Origin of the sequence: Flavobacterium ardleyense, assembly GCF_033547075.1 — a bacterium.
Lineage (GTDB): Bacteria > Bacteroidota > Bacteroidia > Flavobacteriales > Flavobacteriaceae > Flavobacterium > Flavobacterium ardleyense_A.
In genome coordinates this window covers 659,163-682,189 of the sequence record NZ_CP137891.1, presented here as the reverse complement: position 1 = coordinate 682,189, position 23,027 = coordinate 659,163, and the positions used below count along the sequence as shown (strand labels likewise).

Annotated in this window: 23 protein-coding genes; 17 read left to right on the top strand and 6 right to left on the bottom strand. The window is 36.7% G+C overall.

Translation table 11 applies throughout. From position 1 onward, the window contains the following. Positions 1–352 precede the first annotated feature (352 nt). The 11 genes from SBO79_RS03000 (at position 353) to SBO79_RS02950 (ending at position 11,032) form a co-directional block, all read left to right on the top strand. Positions 353–799 carry a hypothetical protein gene (locus SBO79_RS03000; protein ID WP_318641690.1) on the top strand — a complete coding sequence of 149 codons (447 nt, stop codon included), beginning with the start codon at positions 353–355 and terminating at the stop codon, positions 797–799. Positions 800–1,261: 462 nt separating this feature from the next. Continuing rightward, positions 1,262–2,722 carry a lipopolysaccharide biosynthesis protein gene (locus SBO79_RS02995; RefSeq protein WP_318641688.1) on the top strand — a complete coding sequence of 487 codons (1,461 nt, stop codon included), beginning with the start codon at positions 1,262–1,264 and terminating at the stop codon, positions 2,720–2,722. A 186-nt stretch (positions 2,723–2,908) separates the two neighbouring features. Continuing rightward, on the top strand, positions 2,909–3,343 hold the full coding sequence (dut, locus tag SBO79_RS02990) for a dUTP diphosphatase (RefSeq protein ID WP_318641686.1): 435 nt from the start codon (positions 2,909–2,911) through the stop codon (positions 3,341–3,343). A 54-nt stretch (positions 3,344–3,397) separates the two neighbouring features. Continuing rightward, on the top strand, positions 3,398–4,408 hold the full coding sequence (locus SBO79_RS02985; protein WP_318641684.1) for a sugar phosphate nucleotidyltransferase: 1,011 nt from the start codon (positions 3,398–3,400) through the stop codon (positions 4,406–4,408). An 87-nt stretch (positions 4,409–4,495) separates the two neighbouring features. After that, positions 4,496–6,082 carry a hypothetical protein gene (locus SBO79_RS02980; protein WP_318641682.1) on the top strand — a complete coding sequence of 529 codons (1,587 nt, stop codon included), beginning with the start codon at positions 4,496–4,498 and terminating at the stop codon, positions 6,080–6,082. Beyond that, positions 6,057–6,527 (top strand): hypothetical protein, encoded by a 471-nt coding sequence (locus SBO79_RS02975; protein WP_318641681.1) that lies wholly within the window; start codon positions 6,057–6,059, stop codon positions 6,525–6,527. The genes SBO79_RS02980 and SBO79_RS02975 overlap by 26 nt, the downstream gene beginning before the upstream one ends. A gap of 332 nt (positions 6,528–6,859) precedes the next feature. Beyond that, entirely contained in the window at positions 6,860–7,072 is a 213-nt protein-coding gene (locus tag SBO79_RS13940; protein ID WP_406600241.1) for a type II toxin-antitoxin system RelE/ParE family toxin, read from the top strand. Continuing rightward, positions 7,072–7,386 (top strand): helix-turn-helix domain-containing protein, encoded by a 315-nt coding sequence (locus tag SBO79_RS02965; protein ID WP_318641679.1) that lies wholly within the window; start codon positions 7,072–7,074, stop codon positions 7,384–7,386. The genes SBO79_RS13940 and SBO79_RS02965 overlap by 1 nt, the downstream gene beginning before the upstream one ends. A gap of 195 nt (positions 7,387–7,581) precedes the next feature. Further along, on the top strand, positions 7,582–8,934 hold the full coding sequence (locus SBO79_RS02960; protein WP_318641677.1) for a tetratricopeptide repeat protein: 1,353 nt from the start codon (positions 7,582–7,584) through the stop codon (positions 8,932–8,934). Further along, positions 8,934–9,704 (top strand): lipoprotein insertase outer membrane protein LolB1, encoded by a 771-nt coding sequence (locus tag SBO79_RS02955; RefSeq protein ID WP_318641675.1) that lies wholly within the window; start codon positions 8,934–8,936, stop codon positions 9,702–9,704. Before SBO79_RS02960 ends, SBO79_RS02955 begins: the two co-directional genes overlap by 1 nt. A gap of 23 nt (positions 9,705–9,727) precedes the next feature. Beyond that, positions 9,728–11,032 carry a murein hydrolase activator EnvC family protein gene (locus SBO79_RS02950; RefSeq protein ID WP_318641673.1) on the top strand — a complete coding sequence of 435 codons (1,305 nt, stop codon included), beginning with the start codon at positions 9,728–9,730 and terminating at the stop codon, positions 11,030–11,032. 282 nt (positions 11,033–11,314) lie between these two features. Here the strand turns inward: SBO79_RS02950 and SBO79_RS02945 are convergent, their stop codons facing one another. Together SBO79_RS02945 and SBO79_RS02940 are read right to left on the bottom strand one after the other, a co-directional pair. Continuing rightward, positions 11,315–11,692 carry a putative quinol monooxygenase gene (locus tag SBO79_RS02945; RefSeq protein WP_318641671.1) on the bottom strand — a complete coding sequence of 126 codons (378 nt, stop codon included), beginning with the start codon at positions 11,690–11,692 and terminating at the stop codon, positions 11,315–11,317. A 331-nt stretch (positions 11,693–12,023) separates the two neighbouring features. Next, entirely contained in the window at positions 12,024–12,533 is a 510-nt protein-coding gene (locus SBO79_RS02940) for an acyl-CoA thioesterase (protein WP_318641669.1), read from the bottom strand. A gap of 169 nt (positions 12,534–12,702) precedes the next feature. Between SBO79_RS02940 and SBO79_RS02935 the strand changes: the two genes are divergently transcribed. Continuing rightward, positions 12,703–13,467, top strand: coding sequence for a hypothetical protein (locus SBO79_RS02935; protein WP_318641666.1), 765 nt, complete (start codon positions 12,703–12,705; stop codon positions 13,465–13,467). Between the two features lie 2,307 nt (positions 13,468–15,774). Here SBO79_RS02935 and SBO79_RS02930 read toward each other — a convergent pair. Then, a complete protein-coding gene (locus SBO79_RS02930; protein WP_318641664.1) occupies positions 15,775–16,758 on the bottom strand; it encodes an HU domain-containing protein in 984 nt (327 codons plus the stop codon). A 103-nt stretch (positions 16,759–16,861) separates the two neighbouring features. Between SBO79_RS02930 and dprA the strand changes: the two genes are divergently transcribed. Next, a complete protein-coding gene (gene dprA, locus SBO79_RS02925; RefSeq protein WP_318641662.1) occupies positions 16,862–17,962 on the top strand; it encodes a DNA-processing protein DprA in 1,101 nt (366 codons plus the stop codon). A 330-nt stretch (positions 17,963–18,292) separates the two neighbouring features. Continuing rightward, positions 18,293–18,538, top strand: coding sequence for a type II toxin-antitoxin system ParD family antitoxin (locus SBO79_RS02920; protein ID WP_318641660.1), 246 nt, complete (start codon positions 18,293–18,295; stop codon positions 18,536–18,538). Positions 18,539–18,666: 128 nt separating this feature from the next. Here the strand turns inward: SBO79_RS02920 and trpS are convergent, their stop codons facing one another. Further along, a complete protein-coding gene (trpS, locus tag SBO79_RS02915; RefSeq protein ID WP_318641658.1) occupies positions 18,667–19,647 on the bottom strand; it encodes a tryptophan--tRNA ligase in 981 nt (326 codons plus the stop codon). A gap of 72 nt (positions 19,648–19,719) precedes the next feature. Here trpS and SBO79_RS02910 point away from each other — a divergent pair, with 72 nt between their 5' ends. Together SBO79_RS02910 and SBO79_RS02905 are read left to right on the top strand one after the other, a co-directional pair. Then, complete coding sequence (locus SBO79_RS02910) at positions 19,720–20,505, top strand: lysophospholipid acyltransferase family protein (RefSeq protein ID WP_318641656.1); 786 nt, start codon at positions 19,720–19,722, stop codon at positions 20,503–20,505. A gap of 23 nt (positions 20,506–20,528) precedes the next feature. Beyond that, complete coding sequence (locus SBO79_RS02905) at positions 20,529–20,681, top strand: hypothetical protein (protein WP_318641654.1); 153 nt, start codon at positions 20,529–20,531, stop codon at positions 20,679–20,681. A gap of 50 nt (positions 20,682–20,731) precedes the next feature. On the opposite strand, the gene recA is transcribed toward SBO79_RS02905, so the two are convergent. Beyond that, on the bottom strand, positions 20,732–21,733 hold the full coding sequence (recA, locus tag SBO79_RS02900) for a recombinase RecA (RefSeq protein ID WP_318643412.1): 1,002 nt from the start codon (positions 21,731–21,733) through the stop codon (positions 20,732–20,734). Positions 21,734–21,993: 260 nt separating this feature from the next. After that, entirely contained in the window at positions 21,994–22,254 is a 261-nt protein-coding gene (locus tag SBO79_RS02895) for a hypothetical protein (RefSeq protein ID WP_318641652.1), read from the bottom strand. Between the two features lie 26 nt (positions 22,255–22,280). Here SBO79_RS02895 and SBO79_RS02890 point away from each other — a divergent pair, with 26 nt between their 5' ends. Continuing rightward, complete coding sequence (locus tag SBO79_RS02890; protein WP_318641650.1) at positions 22,281–23,021, top strand: lysophospholipid acyltransferase family protein; 741 nt, start codon at positions 22,281–22,283, stop codon at positions 23,019–23,021. The last annotated feature ends 6 nt before the right edge of the window (positions 23,022–23,027 follow it).

The window sequence follows — 23,027 nt, the reverse complement described above, 5'->3', positions numbered from 1 at the left end:
AAAATCTCGTCGTCTTAATGAGATCCCCTCCCTAAAAAAATCTATTTTAAAACGAAATGTTGTTTTTTGACCTTGGTTATTTGAAAGATTTACAATTTCTAAAAACACTAAACACTCCTCTTCCTCTTTCTTAAAAAGTTTTTCGCTTTCTCGTCTTGCAGTATAAATAACACCCCGTCAATTTCTACTTTCGTAATCTCATTACTTTCAATAAGTCGGTATACATGCTGCCGACTTAACTGCTTTGATGACGCAAAATTTGTTATGGTTAATAACTCTTCAGTATTTATAAGCATTGATTACTATGATGTTATATATTTTATGTTACATTTGTAACATAAAATATTTAGTTATGTCAAATAAAATATCTTTCTCCGAAAAAAGTTACAAAAGAACTATTCAGCAAGATTTATCGTTTTTGTTGCTAGGCAATAATATAGATGGTTATGTAAATGTACAGAATGTATTATTTACAAACTACGCTGATTTGATTTTGCGATTGCCAAAGATTTTGTACAATTTAGAATGTAGTGGCGAGTGGGAACTAAAGCTTTATCAAGTAAAGGATGATTACAAAATCATTAAAAAATATGGTTATTTCAAAGTGCCAAATAAAGGTAAATTGATTTATAGACATGACTATATGGATTATCCAGTTAAACAAATGAAATTCGATAAAACAAAAATTGAAATAGTAGGCGCTCTCGCAGATTGTTGGGAAAACTGGGAAGCAAAGGAAAATGAGGATTTTGTTGACTACGAAGTGGATATCGAAGTAATTAAAATATATACTTGTTAAGAATACCTGGGATGGGTAAATTGATGGTTACTGATGGTCCTCTCCTAAAAAGATTATTCGTTATGAATTCCCCTGACAGGGATCGCAGCGGCATCCTTTTTTGTTGCCAAAAATAGCCTTCCTTTCCCCAAAATCCTCTAACAAAAAAGATACAGCGGAGAGCCCGGCGCGCCTTTTTCGGCGCGGGCAGCCAAAGAAAAATCGAAAAAATCAAAAGAATCAAAACCATCTAAATGAAATGAGAAACCGAAATTATCAAATATAAGATACAATCCATAGTTATATAAACTAGTAGCAGCCGATCAGTCATCGCTACGACACTCTTTCCAATCTCCTTTCGCTAATTTCCAATCGCTAATCAAACACAAATTCCAAATTCCATCTCGTAAATCTAAAATCTAAAATCTAATATCCCTACTATCCATTTCCCTATCTTTGCTCCTCTAAAAAATCAAATCTACTTTGGGATTATTCAAAAGCCTCTTTAAGCAAACTGCCATTTATGGTCTCGCAACCGTTTTGCCACGAATGTTTAGCTTCATTTTGGTGCCACTTTACACCGGACTTTTACCCAAAGAAGAATACGGTCAAGTCACCATAATCTTTGCGTACATGATATTTTTTAATGTCATTTTGGCCTACGGGATGGAAACCTCATTCTTTAGATTCTATAGCAAAGAGGATAACAAGAATTCAGTCATCGAGACCTCGACCGTTTCCATATTTTGGAGTACCATATTGTTTCTCAGCTTGGGACTTATTTTCAAGTCGCAACTCGCCGAATGGTCCGGAATTGGAGCGCAGTACGTCACTTACGCGATTTGGATTCTCGCACTTGATGCATTTGTCATCATTCCATTTTCCAAATTGCGAGCGCAAGGAAAGTCAGGAAAATATGCTATCATTAAGATTTTAAATGTTGTGATAATGCTAGCTTTCAACATTTTTTTCTTGACAATTCTACCCGAAATTAATGAACGAAATCCAAACAGTTTCCTTGGATCTATCTATTTCGAAGATTTCCAAATTGGCTATATTTTCGTATCAAATATCATCGCATCGCTTTTTACATTCTCAATGCTTTCGGACAATTATTTCCGCATCAAATGGCACTTTAATTTCAAATTATGGCGAAAAATGATGCGCTACGGATGGCCAATTCTCTTTGCAGGAATCGCTTTCGCCATCAACGAACACATCGACAAAATCCTTTTAGAATACCTTTTACCGCCAAATACCGCCACCGCGCAGGTAGGAATTTACGGCGCAATCTACAAACTTGGGGTTTTCATGGTGCTTTTCCGAACCGCTTATACGCTCGGAATCGAACCGTTTTTCTTCAGTTACGCCCACAATGAAAATGCACCACAAACCTATGCGATGATCACCAAATATTTTGTGATTTTCGGCGCATTTATTCAGCTGGGAGTCGTGGTATTTGCCGATATTCTCAAAGTTATTATGATTCAAGATAGCAGTTATTGGGAAGCGATGAAAGTACTGCCGCTAATTATTTTGGCAAACTTTTTCTTAGGAATTTACACCAATTTATCCGTTTGGTACAAGCTGATAGACAAGACATATATCGGAGCAATTATCTCCATAATCGGAGCGGCAGTCACCATTGCGCTCAACTTTTTACTCATTCCAAGCATCGGATATTTGGGCTCCGCAATCGCCACATTAGCCGCATATTCCACAATGATGTTAATTTCCTACAGTTGGGGAAATAAATACTACCCAATTCCCTACGATATGAAAAAAATCGTCGCTTATCTCGCAACTTCCATCATTTTCTCGGTCGTTTCCTTCTACTATTTTAGAGAAAACTACTATATTGGCACCGCCTTATTACTCGTATTCGCCTATTTTATTTACAAAAACGAAAAAGATGTGATTTTCAAGGTATTAAAAGTAAAATAAGAATAATAATATGAAGCTATTCGCGCTTTCCATTGCAAGTCCTCACTAAAAAATCGGTATTTCCAATGCCCCAAAAGGAGCTTCCTCCGGTCGCTCTTTTGGTTCAGGAAATTCACGATTTTTTCGCTCCGGGCTTTCCATTGCAATCACGGCTAAAAACGATCAGGTTTCAAAACAACATTAGATATGAAAGTCAAAATCATCAATAAATCACAAAACGAACTTCCTTCTTACGAAACAATCGCTTCGGCAGGAATGGATCTTCGTGCATCAATTTCTGAATCAATTACGCTTCAACCGCTCGAAAGAGCTTTGATCAAAACCGGACTTTTTATCGAACTTCCTGTGGGAATCGAAGCACAAGTTCGACCTCGTAGTGGACTAGCAATCAAAAACGGAATCACTTGCCTTAATGCTCCTGGAACAATTGATGCAGACTATCGTGGCGAAATTGGCGTTATTCTAGTCAACCTTTCCAACCAAGCTTTTACCATCGAAAATGCCGATCGTATTGCGCAACTTGTAATTGCAAAACACGAACGTGCCGAATGGTCAGAAGCTTTAGAATTGTCAACTTCAGATAGAGGAGAAGGCGGTTTTGGTAGCACAGGAGTGAAATAATCTCTGAATAAATCGAACAAAAAAATATAGTATATAACCACAAAGCATAACCGAATGAAAATAATTGTTCCAATGGCGGGTCGAGGATCACGTCTTAGACCACATACTCTTACAATTCCAAAACCACTTATTCCTATTGCAGGAAAACCAATTGTGCACCGTCTTGTCGAAGATATCGCTGCGGTAATCAACGAGAAAATCGAAGAGATTTCTTTTATTATTCACAAGGATTTTGGAGTTCAGGTAGAAAAAGACCTTCTTGCCATTGCCGAAAAGTTGGGTGCAAAAGGAACAATCTGCTATCAAAATGAAGCTTTGGGAACCGCTCACGCAATTATGTGCGCAAAAGAATCTTTGCAAGGACCAGTCGTAGTTGCTTACGCCGATACGCTTTTCCGTGCAGACTTTTCTTTAGATACAAATGCGGATAGCGTTGTTTGGGTAAAGCAAGTTGAAGATCCAAGTGCTTTTGGAGTTGTTCAATTAAATGATAAAAACCAAATCGTAGATTTCGTAGAGAAACCTGCGCAATTTGTTTCAGATCTTGCAATCATCGGAATCTACTATTTCAAAAGTGGCGAAACACTTCGTGCCGAACTTCAGTATCTTTTAGACAACAACGTAATTAAAGGAGGCGAATACCAACTTACTGACGCGCTTGAAAATATGAAGCAGAAAGGACTTCTTTTTGTTCCAGGAAAAGTTGACGAATGGATGGACTGCGGAAACAAGAATGTAACTGTCGATACCAATTCAAGATTGCTAAACTTCCTGATGGCTGATGGTCAAAATCTAGTGTCAGATTCGGTAATCAGTAATAATTCAACAATCATTCAGCCGTGTTTTATTGGCGAAAATGTAGTGCTTACAAATTCAACTGTTGGTCCAAATGTTTCAATCGGAAATGATTGCACTGTTACAGATTCAGCCGTTCGCAATAGCTTGATTCAAAATCATAGCCATATTCACAACGCTAATATTGACAATGCAATGATTGGGAATTATGCCACATTTGATGGAAATTTCACAAGTATTAGTATTGGAGATTATTCGGTTTTGGAATAGTGATAAATTATTTTCTAACAGTTTATTTTAATATACTTATTATAATAACATTTGTAACTCGTTTTAAATCAAATTTAATTTTAAAATATGAAAGAAATCTCTAAGCTGTTTGCAACTGCAGTAATTTTAATATTTTGTTCTTGTGAGAATAATGATGATGTGATGGATTATAATAATTCTCAGCATAGTTCTGGTAAATTGTCAGAACGACATTTTGTTGGAGATTCTTTAAAACTCGAAAACCCTTACACGGTGTCAAATATGAAAATGTCTCTAATGGATATCAAGCGAAAAAATCCAGATTCTCCTTTTGTAGAGTTAGAAAATTTGACAATTGTTGCTTCTCATCTTTATGTGAAGTTCAAGCCCAAAAGCATACAAGAAGAGTCATTATTAAAAGCAGACTCTACATTATTCCTTTTTAATTACAGACTAGATTATGAATATAAAGATGACTTTTTGGATAATCGAAAATTTAAAAAAGATAGTATTCCAGATTATTATAGTGCTATACAAATAAACAAAGCAATTCCTGCCGTGCCTTATGAAGTTTTAGAAGAATTGTATATTCCCGAACAAGATAATTTTTTTAACGATACTGAGGAACAGGAGCGATATCTAATTACATATAAAATCAATAATAAAACTGATTTGTATAATCATTTAATTTTTGACGCATTTGTTAGAACCGGCCACGAAGAAGAAGTTTTAGAAGAAGGATCTACACTCACTAATCGTTGGTTTTTCGGTAAGAAATGGCGTCCCGCAGGAACAATTAAAATAGCAGAAAGTTGCGAGCGCAATCTATCAACAAAGGTTCAATCTCTTATGCCATTAGAAGGCGCTAAAATTCTAATTCGACAATGGTTCACAGTCGATAGCGGAATATCTAATTCAAATGGTTATTTTTCGACGGGTACAATTCGGGGAGAAGCTAGATACATTATTCAATGGGAAAGATATCACTACAGCATTAGGAGTGGTAATTTTGGTCAAGCAGAATTAAGAGGTCCACTAATGAAGAGACAAGATTGGAATAAAAATATACAAGGAGGCTCCGATGAATATTATGGTCATATTCACAGAGCAGCGTTGCATTATTATTATAAAAATATAAAAGGCTTAAGACGTCCACCAGAAAATGGATCGTGGAAACCTCAAATGAAAATAGGCGCATTCTACGAGAATAATATTAATATCAATGGTGATTATAGATGTGCAGCTAGATTTTTAGGTATATTTCCTTCCGTTAGAATTTACAATCCAACTTCTCCTAGTTGTGAAATTTATGCAACAACAATTCATGAATTAGCGCACGCTTCACATTTCAATATGAAAAAAACTGATTATAAAGACAGTCAAAAAATAGTTAAAGAATCATGGGCGAGGGGGGTAGAGTGGGAATTAACAAGAATGACATATCCACTTTTCACAACGTGGTTCGCCCGAAAAAAAGATGGATATAGTGAGCCCTCTTCTAATTATACAGGGATAGTTCCAGATATGATTGATGGAGTAAGCGGATATGACCAAGTTAGTGGTTATACGATAAGGCAAATTGAAGATGCTTTACAAGGTGAAAGAACGTGGAATAATTGGAGAGATAATATTAAAAATTCAGATAACAATGCAACAAAAAATAACGTGGATGCACTATTTACTTACTGGAATTAGTGTTCTTATAATAGCAACCCTCTTTACCTCTTGTGAGAAAGGTGAAATTGATGAAAGACGTACTGCAACTTATATTTATCAAAATACTAGCGACAGAAATCTGATTATGAAGGTTTATGATACTAACAGAGATTTATCAGAGCAATATTCAATCAACGCTGGAGAATCAAAAGAAATCATTTCTGTAGGAAAACCGATAACGGCACCTTTTTATTCTATACAAAGTAATTTTGTCGGAGATTCTTTGGTACTAGTTTTTGAAGATAATAAATGTCTGACTTTTACTAGAGAAATTAATAACGGCGTTGGTGTTAATGGAGGAACTGGACCATTTAATCTGAAAAATTACGACGATTACAATACAGATGTAATAAATAGAAAAAATTACACCTTGCATTATACAATTGGTTTGGACTTATATGATCAAGCAATTGATTGCAATTGAGATTTTTCGGCTGAATTAGTTCGTGGTCTTGCAAACAATGTCCTTGAACCGCTGCCTTATCCTAATGTTATTATTTTTATTTGGACCAAATCGAAAAAAAAAGACACTAAAAATTTTCGTTAAAACGAAACCTTTAGTGTCTTTACTTTATTAAATTATTGGCGATGGCGAAACTTTTCGAAATTATATTTTTGGATGAAGCCTTTGATTTTTAAGTGGATTGGAAAAAAAGCATTACGAGAAAATACTTTACAATATTCGTAAATCGCAAATTCAGGTTGATGCAGAACTTTTTAAAAAATTAAATAACGAAATCTGGGAAACCTAAGGAAGTGGTTCGGCGAAGCCAATTTCGAACTTTATATCAAGGTTTTCAATATCGCCTACTTGCGTTTTGGGATAAAACCTCCGCAACCGAAACTTTGGTTATTTCTACACACGGATTTATAAAAAAGAGGAGCAAAGTTCCCGACCAAGAAATTGAAAAGGCTTTAAGTAGTAGAGAAAAATACTTTGCGGACAAAGCATTAAAACAAAACAAATAATGAACACACATACTTTAGATGAAGTTCAAGATAAATTAATCGGTAAAAGAGGAACGCCTGACCGAGAAATATTTGAATATGAACTTCAAATGGATCTCATTGGAAAAGCAATTAAAGAAGCTAGAAAAGAACGAAATTTAACTCAGGAAGACTTGGGGAAATTAATCGGTGTACAAAAAGCACAGATTTCGAGACTTGAAAGCAACGCTAGTAATGCAACAATGGAAACTTTATTGAAAGTTTTTACAGCCTTAAAAGCGAAAATAAAATTACAGGTCGAATTACCTAATCTGAGTATTAGCGTAGGAAAATAAGTCAATCCATAAATATCTATATCAAATATTATATTTTGAATCTTCGGTGATATCCAATTCGCTGACAAATAAGTTTTTGTTGACTTCTGCAAGCAGAGTAAGTAAATCGACTTAATAAAATCATACTTCATCAAGATAAGTCATTGAAGTTTTTTTTATCTATTTTTGTTGAGCTGCATTTTGAAAATCAAAAAAATGAATTACTACAAAGTTGTTATCTCGGGATTATTTGCAGCAATGTGTTTGTCTGCAAATCCTGCCATGGCACAGGCTGAGCCAGATACAATTCCTCTGGAAGACGATCAGTTTCTGAATAACTTTTACGAGGCTTTAACTCAAAAAGGAATTGGCAATTACGACCGAGCAATTACGTTTCTCGAAAAATGTCTGAAACAACAACCCAACAATGCTGTTTTGTACCACGAAATGGGCAAGAATCTGCTCGCACAACGCAATTATCCTAGAGCTTACGAAGCTTTTGAAAAAGCAACCAAACTAGATCCTACAAATATGTGGTACTACGTTGGGATGTATGATGTCGCTTACGAGACCAAAGATTTTAACCGCGCCATTACAATTGTCACAAAACTGATTGATTTTAAAGTAGAATACAAAGAAGATTTAACCGCTCTTTATATGAGCACGCAGCAATATGACAAAGCTTTAGATTTGATTAATGAACTGAATGAAACTGTGGGCAAGCGCGATATGCGTGAACTTTATAAAGCACAGATTCTGCAAGATGCAAAATACCAAGGTCCAGAAAAGAAAAATCTTTTAGATCAAATTGCCAAAAATCCAAAAGACGAGTCCAACTATTTGGCATTGATTCTAATGTACTCTGAAAGCAATCAAGAAGAGAAAGCGTTGGAAATTGCCAAGAAATTAGAAAAAGCTATCCCCGAATCTGAATTTGCACAGATTGGACTTTTTAAATTTCACGTTAATAACAATGATGGCGAGAAAGCAGTCGCATCAATGAAGCGCGTTTTGGCTAGTAAGACAATCGACAGAAAAATAAAACATCGAGTTCTTAATGAGTTTTTAATTTTCTCACAAGGCAAACCTCAATATGCCGCCGAAGTAGAAAATTCAATCAAATATTTTGATAATGATCCTGTGGATGTTTCAAAAGAAGTAGCAAAGTTTTACAGCAATACTGGCGATTGGCCAAATGTGGTGAAATACTACGAGCAGCATCTAAAGGAAAATTCCGACGATTATAAATCGGTGTTTCTATTAATGGAAGCGTACAGTCATACTGGAGAATTTGATAAAATGCTGAAAACTTCTGCCGATATGATTGATCTTTTTCCGGCCCAACCACAAATGTATTATTACAATGGACTGGCAAATAATCAGCTACAGCAATATAAAAAAGCACTTGCCGTTTTAGATGAAGGTTATTTTTATGTTGTTAATAATCCACAACTCGAAATCAATTTCTTGATTCAGTTGGGCGAAGCAGCAAACGGATTGGGAGATCAGAAAAAAAAGGAAACTTACTTTATCAAAGCTGAAAAATTACTAAAACAATTTAAAAAATAATGCGCAAATTCGTACTACTTCTATTACTACCACTTTTTTTCGCTTGCAAGTCTAAAGCCACAGTTGCGACCGAAAAAGCGGAGAAAAATTTATCTGCCGAAAAGATTATCAAAAATCATTATGCCAATGATGAAATCGACTTTTCAACTGCATACATCAAAGCAAACGTTTCGTACAAGGACAACAAACAATCGCAATCTGTAACCGCCGAAATCAAAATCAAAAAAGACGAAATGATTTTGGTAAGCATTCGATTCTTGGGAATCACAATGGCGAAAGCGTTAATTACTCCAGATCGAGTTCAGTATTATGAAAAGCCAAATTCTAAATATTTTGATGGTGATTATTCGACCCTGAGTAAATGGTTGGGAACTGAATTAAATTTCGAGAAAATTCAAAATTTGCTACTAGGGCAGCCATTGGACAATTTGCGTGACTCTAAATATAATTCTTCCATTTTTGAAGATATGTATGCATTAGAATCTGCAAACAAGTCTACAATAAAACAAGGATATTATTTTGATGCTGCGCAGTTTTTACTCAAAATGCAAACCCTTACCGAAGAATCGCAAGGCAAAAGCTTAACTGTTTTTTACCAAGAACATACAGATTTTCCAGAAGGAACACTTCCTAAAAGATTTTCAATCGAAGCAGCACAAGAAAAAGGAACAAGCTTTATAGGTATTGATTATAAGTCAGTTACCTTCAACGAAGATTTTTCTTTTCCATACTCAGCGCCAAGTGGCTTTGAAAGAATTAATATTGATTAAATTTGTCAAAATCTTATTCAAAAATGCCGAAATTTATTTTAAGCCTATTCTTTATTTTGATCACTTCATTGTCGTGGAGTCAATCGGCCCAAGACAAACTTGAAGCACGTAAATTGCAGATACAAAAGGAGATACGAGAAAATCAAGCGCTCTTAAAATCGGTACGGACAAAAGAAAAATCGACCACTAGCGAATTATTACTTCAAAAAAATAAGATTGGTCTAAAAGAGAAACTTATCCAAACTACCGAAAGGCAAAGCAAACTTTTGGCAAATGATATGTATATCAATCAAAAGAAGATTAACGAACTTACAAAAGAGTTGGTAGAATTGCGTGCAGATTATGCTGAGCTAATTGTCAAGTCTTACAAAAGTAGATCGGAGCAGAGTAGAGCGATGTTTCTATTATCATCAGAAAGTTTTCTTCAAGCCTACAAACGTGCACAATATATGAAGCAATATGCGAGATTTAGAAAATCGCAGGGAGAAGAGCTTAAGAAAAAAACTAAGGATCTGGAAGTTTTAAATGAAACATTAAAAGGTCAGAAAGCCGAAAAAGAAAAACTTCTTGTTGAAAATCGCAAGGAAAAAGAATCGTTGGAATTAGAACGTAAAGACACTGAAAAGATTTTCCAGGGAATTTTGAAGGATAAGAAGAATATTACTACTGATATTCGCAAGAAAGAGCAAGAAAGCAAGAAAATCGACAAAGAAATCGATCGTCTTATTCGTGCTGCAATTGCCGAAGCCAACAGAAAAGCTGCTGCTGAAGCTGCGGCCAAAGCTGCTGCATTAGCAAAAGCAAATCCAAGTTCGGCGCCAGCTAAGAAAGCGGCAGCTGAAGCTGCTTCAACCAAAGCTGCGCCAGTATCATCAACAAAAATTGCATTAACACCAGAAGGCGAAATTGTAGCTGCCAACTTTAGAGCCAACAAGAATAAACTTCCGTGGCCTGTAGAACGTGGAGTTGTAACCTTAGGTTATGGCCAACAAGCACACCCAGTGCACAGATCACTTGTAATTTATAATAGTGGTGTGGAAATCACTACAGAAAAAGGAGCTATCGCACGAGCTGTCTTTGGCGGAGAAGTGAGTAGTGTGATGGTACTATCGCCAATTAATAAAATTGTAATTATTCAACATGGGGATTTCTTCTCGGTCTATCAAAACCTAAACCACGTTACAGTTAATAAAGGAGATAAAGTAAGTTTAAAACAAAGCATCGGAACGGTCAACACCAACGGTGAAACCGGAGCGACAGTTATCAAATTCCTAATCTCCCAAAATGCAACTTACGTAAATCCACAGCAGTGGTTGTCGGGAATGTAGGAGGAGAAATTTAAAGATTTAAAGATTCAAAAATTTAAAGATTTCCGAGAAATCTTAAATAACTGAAATAATCTAAAAAATCTAAAAAATTAAAATAATCTAAAAGATCGAAAATAAGTATAAAGTTACTTTGAAGATTGAACTTTGATCATAAGATTCAGAATAAAAAAAGTCTCTAAGAAGGTAAAAATACCTTCTTAGAGACTTTTTAATTTAGGTCTACGCATCATTAAGGAAAGCTGATAGCTAAAAGCTAATCGCTGACAGCTAAAGGCTAACAGCCTACTTCCTATATGCTGAATTCAAATTCCAATAACTAATCTCTGGAGTTCCAACTAAAAAGGCAGGTGAGTCAGTCATGAATTTCTGGTAGTGTGCAGTTTTCATATGATCATTTTTATAATATGTGGCGTCTTCCCATTCTTCTTGAACAAGAATAGTCGAGTTATCATCTGGATCAACATAAATCTTCAGTTCAACAAAATGATCTTCTTTTTCAGCTTGTTCAACTAATGCTTTTAAGGCAACTATCGCATCGATATTTTTATTTGGTTGTGTTTTGTACTTCACGATAACTAGTAAATTATCTTCAGAATTTGTGCTGCCACAACTGATCAAAGTTGCACAGATTAGTAGCGAAAGGAAATAAAATATTCTCATAGGTTACAGTTTTAATATAGTTATAAGTTTACAGTTATCGGTTAACAGTTATTTTTAGTAGTTGAAAATTTCCAGTTAAGGTTATGACTTCGGAATAGTTTTAATTTGTCACAACTGACGGATTTCAGTTTGCAATTAGTTAATTGATGCTGAAAGATAGATAACAATTTTTAATAAATTGTTACATAGTTCAACTGCAATTAAGTCATCAATTATTATTTATTAAAAACGACAACTCGATATTTTTCCTAAGTCAAAAAGCTAAGAGCTTAATGCTGACAGCTGATAGCTACTCCTCAGCCACTGTAAACTGTCAACTGTCAACTTAAGACTAACTAAATAATGCTTTCAACTCCGTCGCATCATGTGCTTTCATCTTTCCGGCAAGCACAAGACTTAACTGTTTACGGCGCAATGCTGCAGAAAAACGTTCAATCTCAAGTTCTGTTTCAGGTTTAAGTTCAGGAACTTTTGTCGGTGTTCCCGAGTCATCTACTGCAACGAAGGTATAGATAGCTTCGTTAGCTTTACTACGAAGTCCCGAAGTTACCTCTTCAATCCACACATCCAAGAAGATTTCCATCGAAGTATTAAAGCTTCTAGAAACTTTCGCCTCAATTGTAACCACCGTTCCCAGCGGAATTACTTTATTAAAAGCCACGTGATTTACAGAAGCTGTCACGACAATTCGTCTCGCGTGTCGTCGTGCAGCAATACTCGCGGCTCTATCCATACGCGCTAGAAGTTCTCCTCCAAATAGGTTATTCAGCGGATTTGTCTCACTTGGTAATACGATATCAGTAGCGATCGTAGCAGATTCTGAAGGTGTTTTTGCTTGCATTCTTTTTTTTAACAAAGATAGTATTGTGAGTTTACAAATCGGACTGTCTAGGACAAATTTAAGATTTTAGAATAAATCTTCGTTCTGGTAAAAAAAAGATTTGGCAATTCACAAAAAGTTATATATTTGGCATTATGTTAATTAATTGTTAACCATACAGACCAAACCTATGAAAAAAATTTTTTTATTTTTGAGCGCGATTAGTTTCGTCGCACTTTCTTCTTGCTCAAGTAATGATGATGGACCAGCTACAAACCCAGCAGTTACTGATATATTGTTAAAGCGTGCCGTCTATCAGCAAGCAAACGGCGATGGTCTAAATTTCACAGCTGACTATTTTTATGACGGAAATAAGCTACTTAAAGAGCAATATAATGATGGTTCTTTCTCCAAATTCTTTTATTCAGGTGACTTAATCACTAAAGTAGAATATTTTGTAGATGGTACGCTTTACACAAAAGAAACTTTTGCTTATAATCCAGCGGGGAAATTGACTGAATACCGTCACAGATTTATGTCAGATAGTAGTGATGATATTTATACTTACACCTACAATTCTAACAATACTGTAACTCGAACTACAGTTGGACTACCATCCGAAACCAGTACAATGACTTATACAAATGGTGAAATTTCAAAAGAAGTTCAATCCAACGGAAATACATATGTATACACATACGACAGCAATAATAATCCAATGAAAAATGTAACAGGTTATGCTGAAATTGCAGACGCTGTAGTAGGTGATTATGAATTACACGGAAGAGCGAAAAATATTATTTCGATTATATTACAAAATGAAAATCAGAATTATATGATGAATTCTTTCATTTATAATTCAAATGGTTATCCAACAAAAGTTAATTCGGCAGCCATTTTCGATGATAGTAGTCCAAATAACACCGAGTATTTGACTGTAACATACAGTTACTAATTTCTAAAATTTTCAATGACCAGCCTTCAATTCCTGAAGGCTTTTTTGTTTGTATACATCTCGATTATAGGAATAGCCGTCAATTATATTATGATTTTTTTTTAGAGCTTAATCCCGCTTTCCACTTCAATCTGCAGCGGCAAAACTCCTTGCGCACATTGCGCGGCAAGGAGCTTCCGTTGGTCGCTCTTGCCGCGCAGTGCGCAATGTCGTTTGCCACCGCAGGATTTCCGCTGCAATCGGGGCTAGAGAAGTCCAAAAAAGGTGTCTGGTGCTTAAGAATAGGCTGCTTTTTCAAACTTATCAACTTCACTATTCGATATTCTAGCTCTTCGATGGTCTGTGACCTCGAAGCCTTTTGTTCACTCGCAAACCATCTCCCGCAATCTTGTCACCCTGTCGAACGAAGGGTCTCATTTGATGCTAATTCTTCGTTCTCCAAAATTGTAATTTTCGCTATTCGATGTTCTGTGACTCGCTCTTCGATGGTGTGTGACCTCGAAGCCTTTTGTTCACTCGCAAACCATCTCCCGCAATCTTGTCACCCTGACGAAGGAAGGGTCTCATTTGCTACTCAATCTCATTCCTTTGAACTTATAAACTACAACACACCATTAGAAAATTTACTCGCAAACCATCTCCCGCAAACTTGTCGTCCTAACGAAGGAAGGGTCTCATTTGAGGCTCAAACTAATTCCTCTGAACTCTCGCTCTTCGATGGTCTGTGACTCGCTCTCGCTCTTCGATGGTCTGTGACCTCGAAGCCTTTCGTTCACTCGCAAATCAAATACGCAATCTTGTCACCCTGACGAAGGAAGGGTCTCATTTGAGGCTCAAACTAAATCCTTTGAACTCGCTCTTCGATGGTCTGTGACCTCGAATCCTTTAGTTCACTCGCAAACCAAATACGCAAACTTGTCACCCTGACAAAGGAAGGGTCTCATTTGAGGCTCGTTCTTAGTTCTCCAAAATTGTAATTTTCGCTATTCGATGGTCTGTGACTCGCTCTTCGATGGTCTGTGACCTCGAAGCCTTTTGTTCACTCGCAAACCATCTCTCGCAAACTTGTCACCATGACGAAGGAAGGGTCTCATTTGAGGCTAGTTCTTCATTCTCCAAAATTGTAATTTTCGCTATTCGATGTTCTGTGACTCGCTCTTCGATGGTCTGTGACCTCGAAGCCTTTAGATCACTCGCAAACCATCTCCCGCAAACTTGTCGTCCTAACGAAGGAAGGGTCTCATTTGAGGCTAGTTCTTCATTCTCCAAAATTGTAATTTTCGCTATTCGATGGTCTGTGACTCGCTCTTCGATGGTCTGTGACCTCGAAGCCTTTAGTTCACTCACAAACCATCTCCCGCAAACTTGTCACCCTGACGAAGGAAGGGTCTCATTTGCTACTCAATCTCATTCCTTTGAACTTATAAAGAACTACACACCATTAGAAAATTTACGCGCAAACCATCTCCCGCAATCTTGTCACCTTGACGAAGGAAGGGTCTCATTTGCTACTCAATCTCATTCCTTTGAACTTATAAAGAACTACACACCATTAGAAAATTTACGCGCAAACCATCTCCCACAAACATGTCACCCTGACGAAGGAAGGGTCTTATTTGATGCTAGTTTCTTATTTCTCGCTCTTCGACGGCCTGTGACCTCGAAGCCTTTTATTCACTCACAAACCAAATCCGCAATTTTGCACCCTGACGAAGGAAGGGTCTCATTTGATGCTCGATCTTAGGTCTCGCTCTTCGATGGTCTGTGACCTCGAAGCATTTAGTTCACTCACAAGCCAAATACGCAATTTTGTCACCCTGACGAAGGAAGGGACTCATTTGATGCTAATTCTTCTTTCTCCAAAATTCAAATTTCTAGAAAATAATTCGAGTCTAGTTATACAGGAAATCAAATTCAGTATTATGTGATTTGCTTCGCCCGTTCGCTTTGCTCGGGTCTCCTACGTCGAAATGACAAGTTTGAGTATGCAGTTTTAGATAGTGTAGATTTAAAACAATAAATTTTTCAACCACCTCAATTCAATTTTACCAAAAGTTTGCGTGAGGAATGCTATTTGAGTTTTAGATAGAGTAAATATGAAAAGTATCATCTTTCAACCACCTCACTTCAATCTCACCACAAGTCTGCGTGAGGGATTGTAGCGGAACTCCTTTGTTGTGGCGTTGCGGAGCAAAAGCTACAACAAAGAGTGGGAGTGGAAAGCCCGGCCCAAAGGGACACGCCCAAAAAAAAATCCGCAAATTCCTTTAAGGGAAAATGCGGATTGTAAGTATATTTTATGTGACCTTATAATTCCTTGATAAGAAGCCAAGCGTCAGGATTGTCGGTTTTCTGAATCGTTTTCATTAGCTTGTAAGCTTCTGTATAGGATGAAAAACTGCCATAAATAACCGGGGTTAATCCGAAATTATTCACCTCTAGCTTTTTGGATTTATAACCTGCATCACTCAATTTCTGAAAGATTTTGTCTGCATTTTCAACGTTTCTGAAAGCTCCAGCAACAACGTGATACGGCATTTTGGTATCGCGAACATTGAGTGTCACCGAAGGAATTGGATTCTCGATAAAGAAAGTCGCCTCTTGAATTTTGGCACGAACTTCTCGCTGAACTTCATTCTGAACTTGCAGAGTTTCGGCTGCGACTTGTGTTTGGAAAAAATTATATCCTACACTTCCAGTAACTGCCAAAGCCAAAACTAAAACAGCTGCGTAATGCAGGTAAGGACGGCGTTTTTGAGTGTCCATCGCGATAACCGGAGTTTCGGCAACTTCGTCTTGTACAACTTCAACTTTACGCTCAAAAACAGTATTTGGCTGCTCACTTGCTGCCAATAAATTCTCTACTGCAATTCTCTCAATCGCCTCGACATTTACTGCGCTAAGACCAAAGGACTCGGCAAGGTAATTTTTCTGGGTGTTTGGAGAAAACACAATATTATGATCGTCGTTGAGACTTAAAAATCCGATATTATTGAGTGTGACTGCTTGATTTGTATCAAGCATAGACTGCCAAATTGCAACTTCGTGCTGAATCATTACAACCGCTTCTTCGTAAGAGATATTCTCGTGACGTGCGATATAATTGGCAAGAAGTCCGTCGTTATTTTTTATCTGTGCATTGAAAGACAAAAGTTTCTTCGGCGGGAAAAAAGTATGTGTGCCTTGCTGCATTTGTGCCGACTGAGTTTCAGTCAGGAATGCACCAAAACCGGGTACCATAACACATTGGTATCTATACAAAAGCTGCGAAATGTGCTGTGCGATTTTCATAAAAACAAAGTTAAGCAAAGCTTTGAAGGAATATAATTTTATCAACAAATTTTATTAACAATTTCGAGAAAATTGTATACATTTCAGTTTCAAATCGATACCTATGAAAGAAGATGATTTGTTGTACGTTTTGGCGCTTCAGAAAGTGGATGGAGTAGGCGATGTTATGGCCAAAAAACTTATTGCTCATTGTGGCAGTGCCGAAGAAATCTTTAAAACACCCAAAAATAAACTTGCTTCTATCAATCAGATTAGCTCGATAATCATCAAGAATCTTACAGACAAATCAATTTTTGAAAAGGCTGAAAATGAACTACAATATATTCAGAATCATCAGATACAGACGATGTATTTTCAGGATGATAATTATCCGATGCGCCTAAAACATTGCTATGATGGACCCGTACTGTTATTTAGTACGGGAAATATCGATTTGGAAAATCCTCGAATCATCAGCATCGTTGGCACTCGGCAAATCACATCTCACGGAACGGAATTTTGCCGAAAGTTGATTTCAGATCTTGCGCCTCTAAATCCTATTATTGTAAGCGGTTTTGCTTATGGTGTGGACATCGTCGCGCATCAAGCGGCAATGGATATGGGACTTCAGACGATTGCGGTGGTCGCTCACGGAATGAGTCAGATTTATCCGGCGGTACACAAAAAGTATGTTCGCAGGATTGAGGAGAACGGCGGTTTCTTAACTGAGTTTTGGAGTGGTGGAAATCCTGACAAAGAGAATTTCGTTCGGCGGAATCGCATCGTCGCAGGAATGTCTGAAGCTACAATTGTAATTGAATCTGCAGAAAGAGGTGGTTCGCTTATTACTGCAAATCTTGCAAATGACTACAACCGCGATGTATTTGCGGTGCCGGGCAGAACTTCGGATAAGTTTAGCCAAGGTTGTAACAATCTGATAAAAACCCAAAAGGCAAACTTGCTAACGTCGGCGGCAGATGTTATGTATATTCTAAATTGGGAATTGGAGAACAGAAAGAAAGTGATTCAAAAGCAGCTTTTTATTACACTCGAACCTGACGAGCAAAGAGTTTACGACTATATGCAGGCAAACGGGAAATCAGAGATGGATTTGATTGCCATTAAATGTCAATTGCCGATTTATAAATTGTCGTCTATTCTTCTAAATCTTGAACTTAAAGGCGTGGCTCGACCGTTGCCGGGGAAGATGTTTGAGGCGATATGAATTTGTACCTTGATTGAGTTTGTTGAACAATATATAGTGTTTGTAAAAAATGCGAGGTTTATTTAGAAATGAATCTGCTTCGAGGTCAGAGACCATCGAAGAGCGGGAATATATTGTGTTTATAAAATATAAGTTAAATTAGAAATGAACCTGCTTCGAGGTCAGAGACCATCGAAGAGCGGTGCTGAAACTTTAGTGTTGTTATTTCACATCTTCTTTCTCCTACTCGCCATTTTAAGTGAATTTCGCGAGGCACAAAAAATATCTAAAGAAACTAGAACTCGTTTCTATCAATACCATAAATTGGTATTTTGTTTAAAACTGAAAATTATGGCACGAAATAAATCGATTATAATTGGAGATTATTATGAGAATTTCATCAATGGTCAGATAACAACAGGAAGATATAGTTCTGTTAGTGAAGTTGTTAGAACTGCATTAAGACATTTTGAAAAAGAAGAAATTCAAAAACAGTCTTTGCTCAGCGAATTAGAAATTGGAGAAAAAAGCAGAAAGATTCACGATTTTGACAGGAAAGAAAATTTAGATATACTGCATAATCACTTCCAAAAATAATGACGGATTATATCATCAGTGAAAAAGCTCTCGAAGATTTGAATAATATTTGGAATGGATATCAAAATAGAATAAATGATTAAAAAAGAGCTGCCGAAAATTCTTCAACAGCTCTTTAATAATATGATTTACGCTCTATAACCCAATTTCCCTCTTACTCTGCTAAGAACACCTTTTGCAACTACTTGTGCTTTTGCGGCTCCTATTAATAGTGCTTCTTCAACTTCTTCTGGATGCTCCATATAATAATTGTAGAGGCTTCTTTCTTTTTCGAATTTAGAAATAATCAACTCAAACAATTCTTGTTTTGCGTGTCCCCAACCGAAATCGCGGTTTGGATTTTTGTATTTTTCACGTAGTTCAGCGATTTGCGCATCAGTTCCCAGAAGTTGGTAGATTGCAAAGATTTTGCAGGTTTCAGGATCTTTCGGATCTTCAAGTGCGGTACTGTCCGTTTCGATACTCATTACCTGCTTGCGCAAAGCTTTGTCAGCTAAGAAAATATTGATGAAATTATTTGCAGACTTGCTCATTTTCCCACCGTTTGTTCCAGGAACATATTTGGTGTTTTCTTGAAGATATGATTCAGGAAGTACAAAAGTTTCGCCCATCTGATGGTTGAATCTCGCTGCGACATCTCTAGTAATTTCGATATGTTGCAGTTGATCTTTTCCTACGGGAACAAATTCGGCATCATATAATAGGATATCGGCGGCCATCAACATCGGATAACTGAAAAGTCCCGCGTTGACGTCGTCAAGTCTATCTGATTTGTCTTTGAAAGAATGTGCTAATGTTAGTCTTTGAAATGGAAAAAAACAACTTAAGTACCACGACAATTCAGCAGTTTCAGGAACATCTGACTGTCGGTAGAAAGTGGTTTTTTCGATATTTACTCCACAGGCCAGCCAAGTTGCAGCAGTACTTAAAGTGTTCGCTCTCAGTTGAGCTCCATCTTTGATTTGCGTCATTGAATGCAAATCAGCTATGAATAGGAAAGAATCATTTTCAGGTTTATTTGATAATTCGATTGCTGGGATAATCGCTCCCAACAAATTTCCCAAGTGTGGTGTTCCAGTACTCTGAACGCCAGTAAGTATTTTTGCCATTTGAAATAAATTTGAAGCAAAGTTAGTGTATTTTTAAAAATTGGTATAGTCGTATTGATTACTTTTGAACTTATGAAATTAATAAAGAAGATTGGCTGGCTCTTGTGGCGCGTGTGGTTCTACATCCTAATGGGACTGCCGATCCTTATAATGTTGCCTTTTTTACTGATTTCGATTTCTAGAGAAAAGTGGTATCCCTACTATTTTGCAATGGCGAGAATTTGGGCAAAAACGATTCTCTTCGGAATGGGTTTTTATTATAAAGTTGAAAAAAGGCAGAAATTAGAAAAAGGCAAAAGCTATATGTTTATTGCCAACCATACTTCGATAACCGATGTAATGTTGATGCTGGCGGTGGTAAAACATCCTTTTGTTTTTGTTGGAAAACAGTCACTAGCGAAGATTCCGTTATTTGGATTTTTCTATAAAAGAACTTGCATCTTGGTTGATAGAAGTAGTTCGAAAAGTAGAATGCAGGTTTTTGAAAGAGCACAAGCAAGATTAAATAGAGGTTTGAGCATTTGCATATTCCCAGAAGGAGGAGTTCCGGATGACGAAAGTATTTTGCTTGACGACTTTAAAGATGGTGCGTTCCGATTGGCCTTAAGCCATCATATTCCGATTGTTCCTTTGGCTTTCGCCGATAATAAAAAGCGATTCTCTTATACGTTCTTTAGTGGAAGTCCAGGCATTATGAGAGCTAAATTCTGCGGGTTTGTAGAAACTGAAGGTCTTGACGATAGCAAAATGAATGTAAAGGGGATTAGAGATAAATCTAGAGAACAGATTTTGGAGGCATTGCTGGAGTTTCAGGGAGTGGAGAAGGTTGAGGAGGAATTGGAGGGAGTGCGCGTCTAAGCCAATACTAAGATTTATATAAAATGGAAAGGAAAAATAAAAACATAACTACTCTTGGCGAACATCTTGACAAAAGATATGGCAAAGTTGGTACTCAAACAAGAACCAGTTTTGAAGCGAAAGCAACTGCGTTTGCAATTTCAGAGTTGAGAAAAGATTTGAATAAAAAACATTAAAAACGCCATTTCAAAGTACAAAAAAACCCGCTAGCAGCGGGTTTTTGAAATTAAAGATTTTCTTTAATTCTGTCTTTAATTTTTTGTTCTAGCTCATCGGCTAGTTCTGGATTGTCTTTGATAAGTACTTTCACACTATCACGACCTTGTCCTAATTTTGTATCTCCGTAGCTAAACCAAGATCCTGCTTTTTTCACGATTTCGAATTCAACTGCCAAATCCAAGATTTCTCCTGTTTTTGAAACTCCTTCTCCATACATAATATCAAACTCAGCAACCTTGAATGGTGGTGCTACTTTGTTTTTTACGATTTTCACTTTCGTACGGTTTCCAATTACGTTATCTCCATCTTTAATTTGAGATGAACGACGGATATCAATACGAACAGATGCGTAAAATTTAAGCGCATTTCCTCCCGTTGTAGTTTCAGGATTTCCGAACATTACACCGATTTTCTCTCTCAATTGGTTAATGAAAAATACTGTACAATTGGTTTTACTAATTGTTCCGGTAAGTTTTCTTAATGCTTGAGACATTAAACGTGCGTGAAGACCCATTTTTGAATCTCCCATTTCGCCTTCAATCTCACTTTTTGGAGTCAAAGCAGCAACTGAGTCAATTACCACAATATCAATTGCGCCCGAACGAATTAGGTTTTCGGCAATTTCTAATGCTTGCTCTCCGTTGTCTGGCTGCGAAATAATTAGATTTTCGATATCTACTCCAAGCTTTTCTGCGTAATTTCTATCAAATGCGTGTTCTGCATCGATAAAAGCAGCGATACCACCAGCTTTTTGAGCTTCGGCAATTGCGTGAAGGGTCAATGTTGTTTTACCTGAAGATTCAGGTCCGTATATTTCAATAACTCTACCTCGAGGATATCCGTTTACACCAAGTGCAAGGTCAAGACCTAGCGATCCAGAAGAGATGGTCTCTACTTCTACGATTGCTTTGTCGCCCATTTTCATTACAGTTCCTTTTCCGTAAGTCTTGTCAAGTTTGTCAAGGGTAAGTTGCAATGCTTTAAGTTTTGCTTCCTTCTCCGAGCTCATTTTAGTAGCGTCTTTTTCTTTCTCTTTGGCCATAATAACTTTTTTGTAAAAATACTATTTTTTTTGCTGTCTTCAAACCATTCTAAGGATGGTAATAGTCAAATTCTTAACTATTTTTTTGTGTTGCTAAAATTGCAATTTAAAGCTTGTTATCGACTTAGATTTAATCTTGTTTGTAGAAGATTTCGTTTTTCTAACTTTCGCGTAAGCGAAAAAATTCTCGTTTTAATTTTTCGATTATGATAAGTGTCATTTAGATGCTAGTAATCGGCTTTAAATCGATGCTGTCTAGCAAAGTCGTCATCTTTATAACTTTCGCGTAAGCGTATAAAAATTATGGTGATGATAGCAAAAAGTGTAGTTTTAAATCTTCGAAAATGAGGCTTGTAAAAGTATAAATTATTAAATTCGTATATTATTGGCTGAAAAAGTATGTAATAAATAGATTTATGATCGTTCAAATGTTCATTTCTGTGCATTATAAAGCCGTTGTAGCTATGAAATTTTAAAATATAATTCATACTTTTGCTTGTTGTTAAAGTGCAGTATGCAAAAGATAGTTTCTTACCCTTTATCGGCGATTTATTACTTATTATTCGGACTTGTTTTGGTGGTTTTTCATCCAATACAATGGGTCTGTTTTAATGTTTTTGGATATAAAGCTCATAAAGTAAGTGTGGATTATCTAAATCTTTGCTTGATAGTTTGCACGAGAATGCTTGGTACAACTTACAAAGTGAGCAATCGAGAATTAATTCCTGAGGGAGTTCCGCTTATTTTGGTAGCTAATCATCAAAGTATGTATGATATCATCTCGATGGTTTGGTATTTGCGTAAATTTCATCCGAAATTTGTGAGTAAGGCCGAATTAGGTAAGGGAATTCCGAGTGTTTCTTATAATTTAAGAAAAGGAGGATCGGTTTTAATTGATAGAGATCAACCAAAACAGGCAATACCGGCAATAAAGGGACTTGGTCAATACATACAGAAATACAATCGGGCAGCGGCGATTTTTCCAGAAGGAACAAGAAGTAAAACTGGCACGCCGAAACCGTTTGCTGCAACTGGCTTAAAAGTACTAATGAAGGCGGCGCCCGATGCTTATGTGGTGCCAATATCTATAAATAATTCCTGGAAAATGATGCGTTTTGGCTTTTTTCCAGTAGGTTTAGGAAATCATATTACAATAAAAATTCATCCTGCGATTGCCGTAAATAGCGCTACTGCCGACGAAATCATCGCAAAAGCTGAGGCAGATGTTGTGGGAGATTTAAAATATAATAATTAAAGACTT

Bases quoted from the DNA above. Each gene is read 5' to 3' on its own strand.
- SBO79_RS03000 (WP_318641690.1), top strand. From the start codon at position 353: ATGTCAAATAAAATATCTTTCTCCGAAAAAAGTTACAAAAGAACTATT.
- dut (WP_318641686.1), top strand. From the start codon at position 2,909: ATGAAAGTCAAAATCATCAATAAATCACAAAACGAACTTCCTTCTTAC.
- SBO79_RS02985 (WP_318641684.1), top strand. From the start codon at position 3,398: ATGAAAATAATTGTTCCAATGGCGGGTCGAGGATCACGTCTTAGACCA.
- SBO79_RS02980 (WP_318641682.1), top strand. From the start codon at position 4,496: ATGAAAGAAATCTCTAAGCTGTTTGCAACTGCAGTAATTTTAATATTT.
- SBO79_RS02975 (WP_318641681.1), top strand. From the start codon at position 6,057: ATGCACTATTTACTTACTGGAATTAGTGTTCTTATAATAGCAACCCTC.
- SBO79_RS02965 (WP_318641679.1), top strand. From the start codon at position 7,072: ATGAACACACATACTTTAGATGAAGTTCAAGATAAATTAATCGGTAAA.
- SBO79_RS02960 (WP_318641677.1), top strand. From the start codon at position 7,582: ATGAATTACTACAAAGTTGTTATCTCGGGATTATTTGCAGCAATGTGT.
- SBO79_RS02955 (WP_318641675.1), top strand. From the start codon at position 8,934: ATGCGCAAATTCGTACTACTTCTATTACTACCACTTTTTTTCGCTTGC.
- SBO79_RS02950 (WP_318641673.1), top strand. From the start codon at position 9,728: ATGCCGAAATTTATTTTAAGCCTATTCTTTATTTTGATCACTTCATTG.
- SBO79_RS02945 (WP_318641671.1), bottom strand. From the start codon at position 11,692: ATGAGAATATTTTATTTCCTTTCGCTACTAATCTGTGCAACTTTGATC.
- SBO79_RS02940 (WP_318641669.1), bottom strand. From the start codon at position 12,533: ATGCAAGCAAAAACACCTTCAGAATCTGCTACGATCGCTACTGATATC.
- SBO79_RS02935 (WP_318641666.1), top strand. From the start codon at position 12,703: ATGAAAAAAATTTTTTTATTTTTGAGCGCGATTAGTTTCGTCGCACTT.
- SBO79_RS02930 (WP_318641664.1), bottom strand. From the start codon at position 16,758: ATGAAAATCGCACAGCACATTTCGCAGCTTTTGTATAGATACCAATGT.
- dprA (WP_318641662.1), top strand. From the start codon at position 16,862: ATGAAAGAAGATGATTTGTTGTACGTTTTGGCGCTTCAGAAAGTGGAT.
- SBO79_RS02920 (WP_318641660.1), top strand. From the start codon at position 18,293: ATGGCACGAAATAAATCGATTATAATTGGAGATTATTATGAGAATTTC.
- trpS (WP_318641658.1), bottom strand. From the start codon at position 19,647: ATGGCAAAAATACTTACTGGCGTTCAGAGTACTGGAACACCACACTTG.
- SBO79_RS02910 (WP_318641656.1), top strand. From the start codon at position 19,720: ATGAAATTAATAAAGAAGATTGGCTGGCTCTTGTGGCGCGTGTGGTTC.
- SBO79_RS02905 (WP_318641654.1), top strand. From the start codon at position 20,529: ATGGAAAGGAAAAATAAAAACATAACTACTCTTGGCGAACATCTTGAC.
- recA (WP_318643412.1), bottom strand. From the start codon at position 21,733: ATGAGCTCGGAGAAGGAAGCAAAACTTAAAGCATTGCAACTTACCCTT.
- SBO79_RS02895 (WP_318641652.1), bottom strand. From the start codon at position 22,254: ATGAATTATATTTTAAAATTTCATAGCTACAACGGCTTTATAATGCAC.
- SBO79_RS02890 (WP_318641650.1), top strand. From the start codon at position 22,281: ATGCAAAAGATAGTTTCTTACCCTTTATCGGCGATTTATTACTTATTA.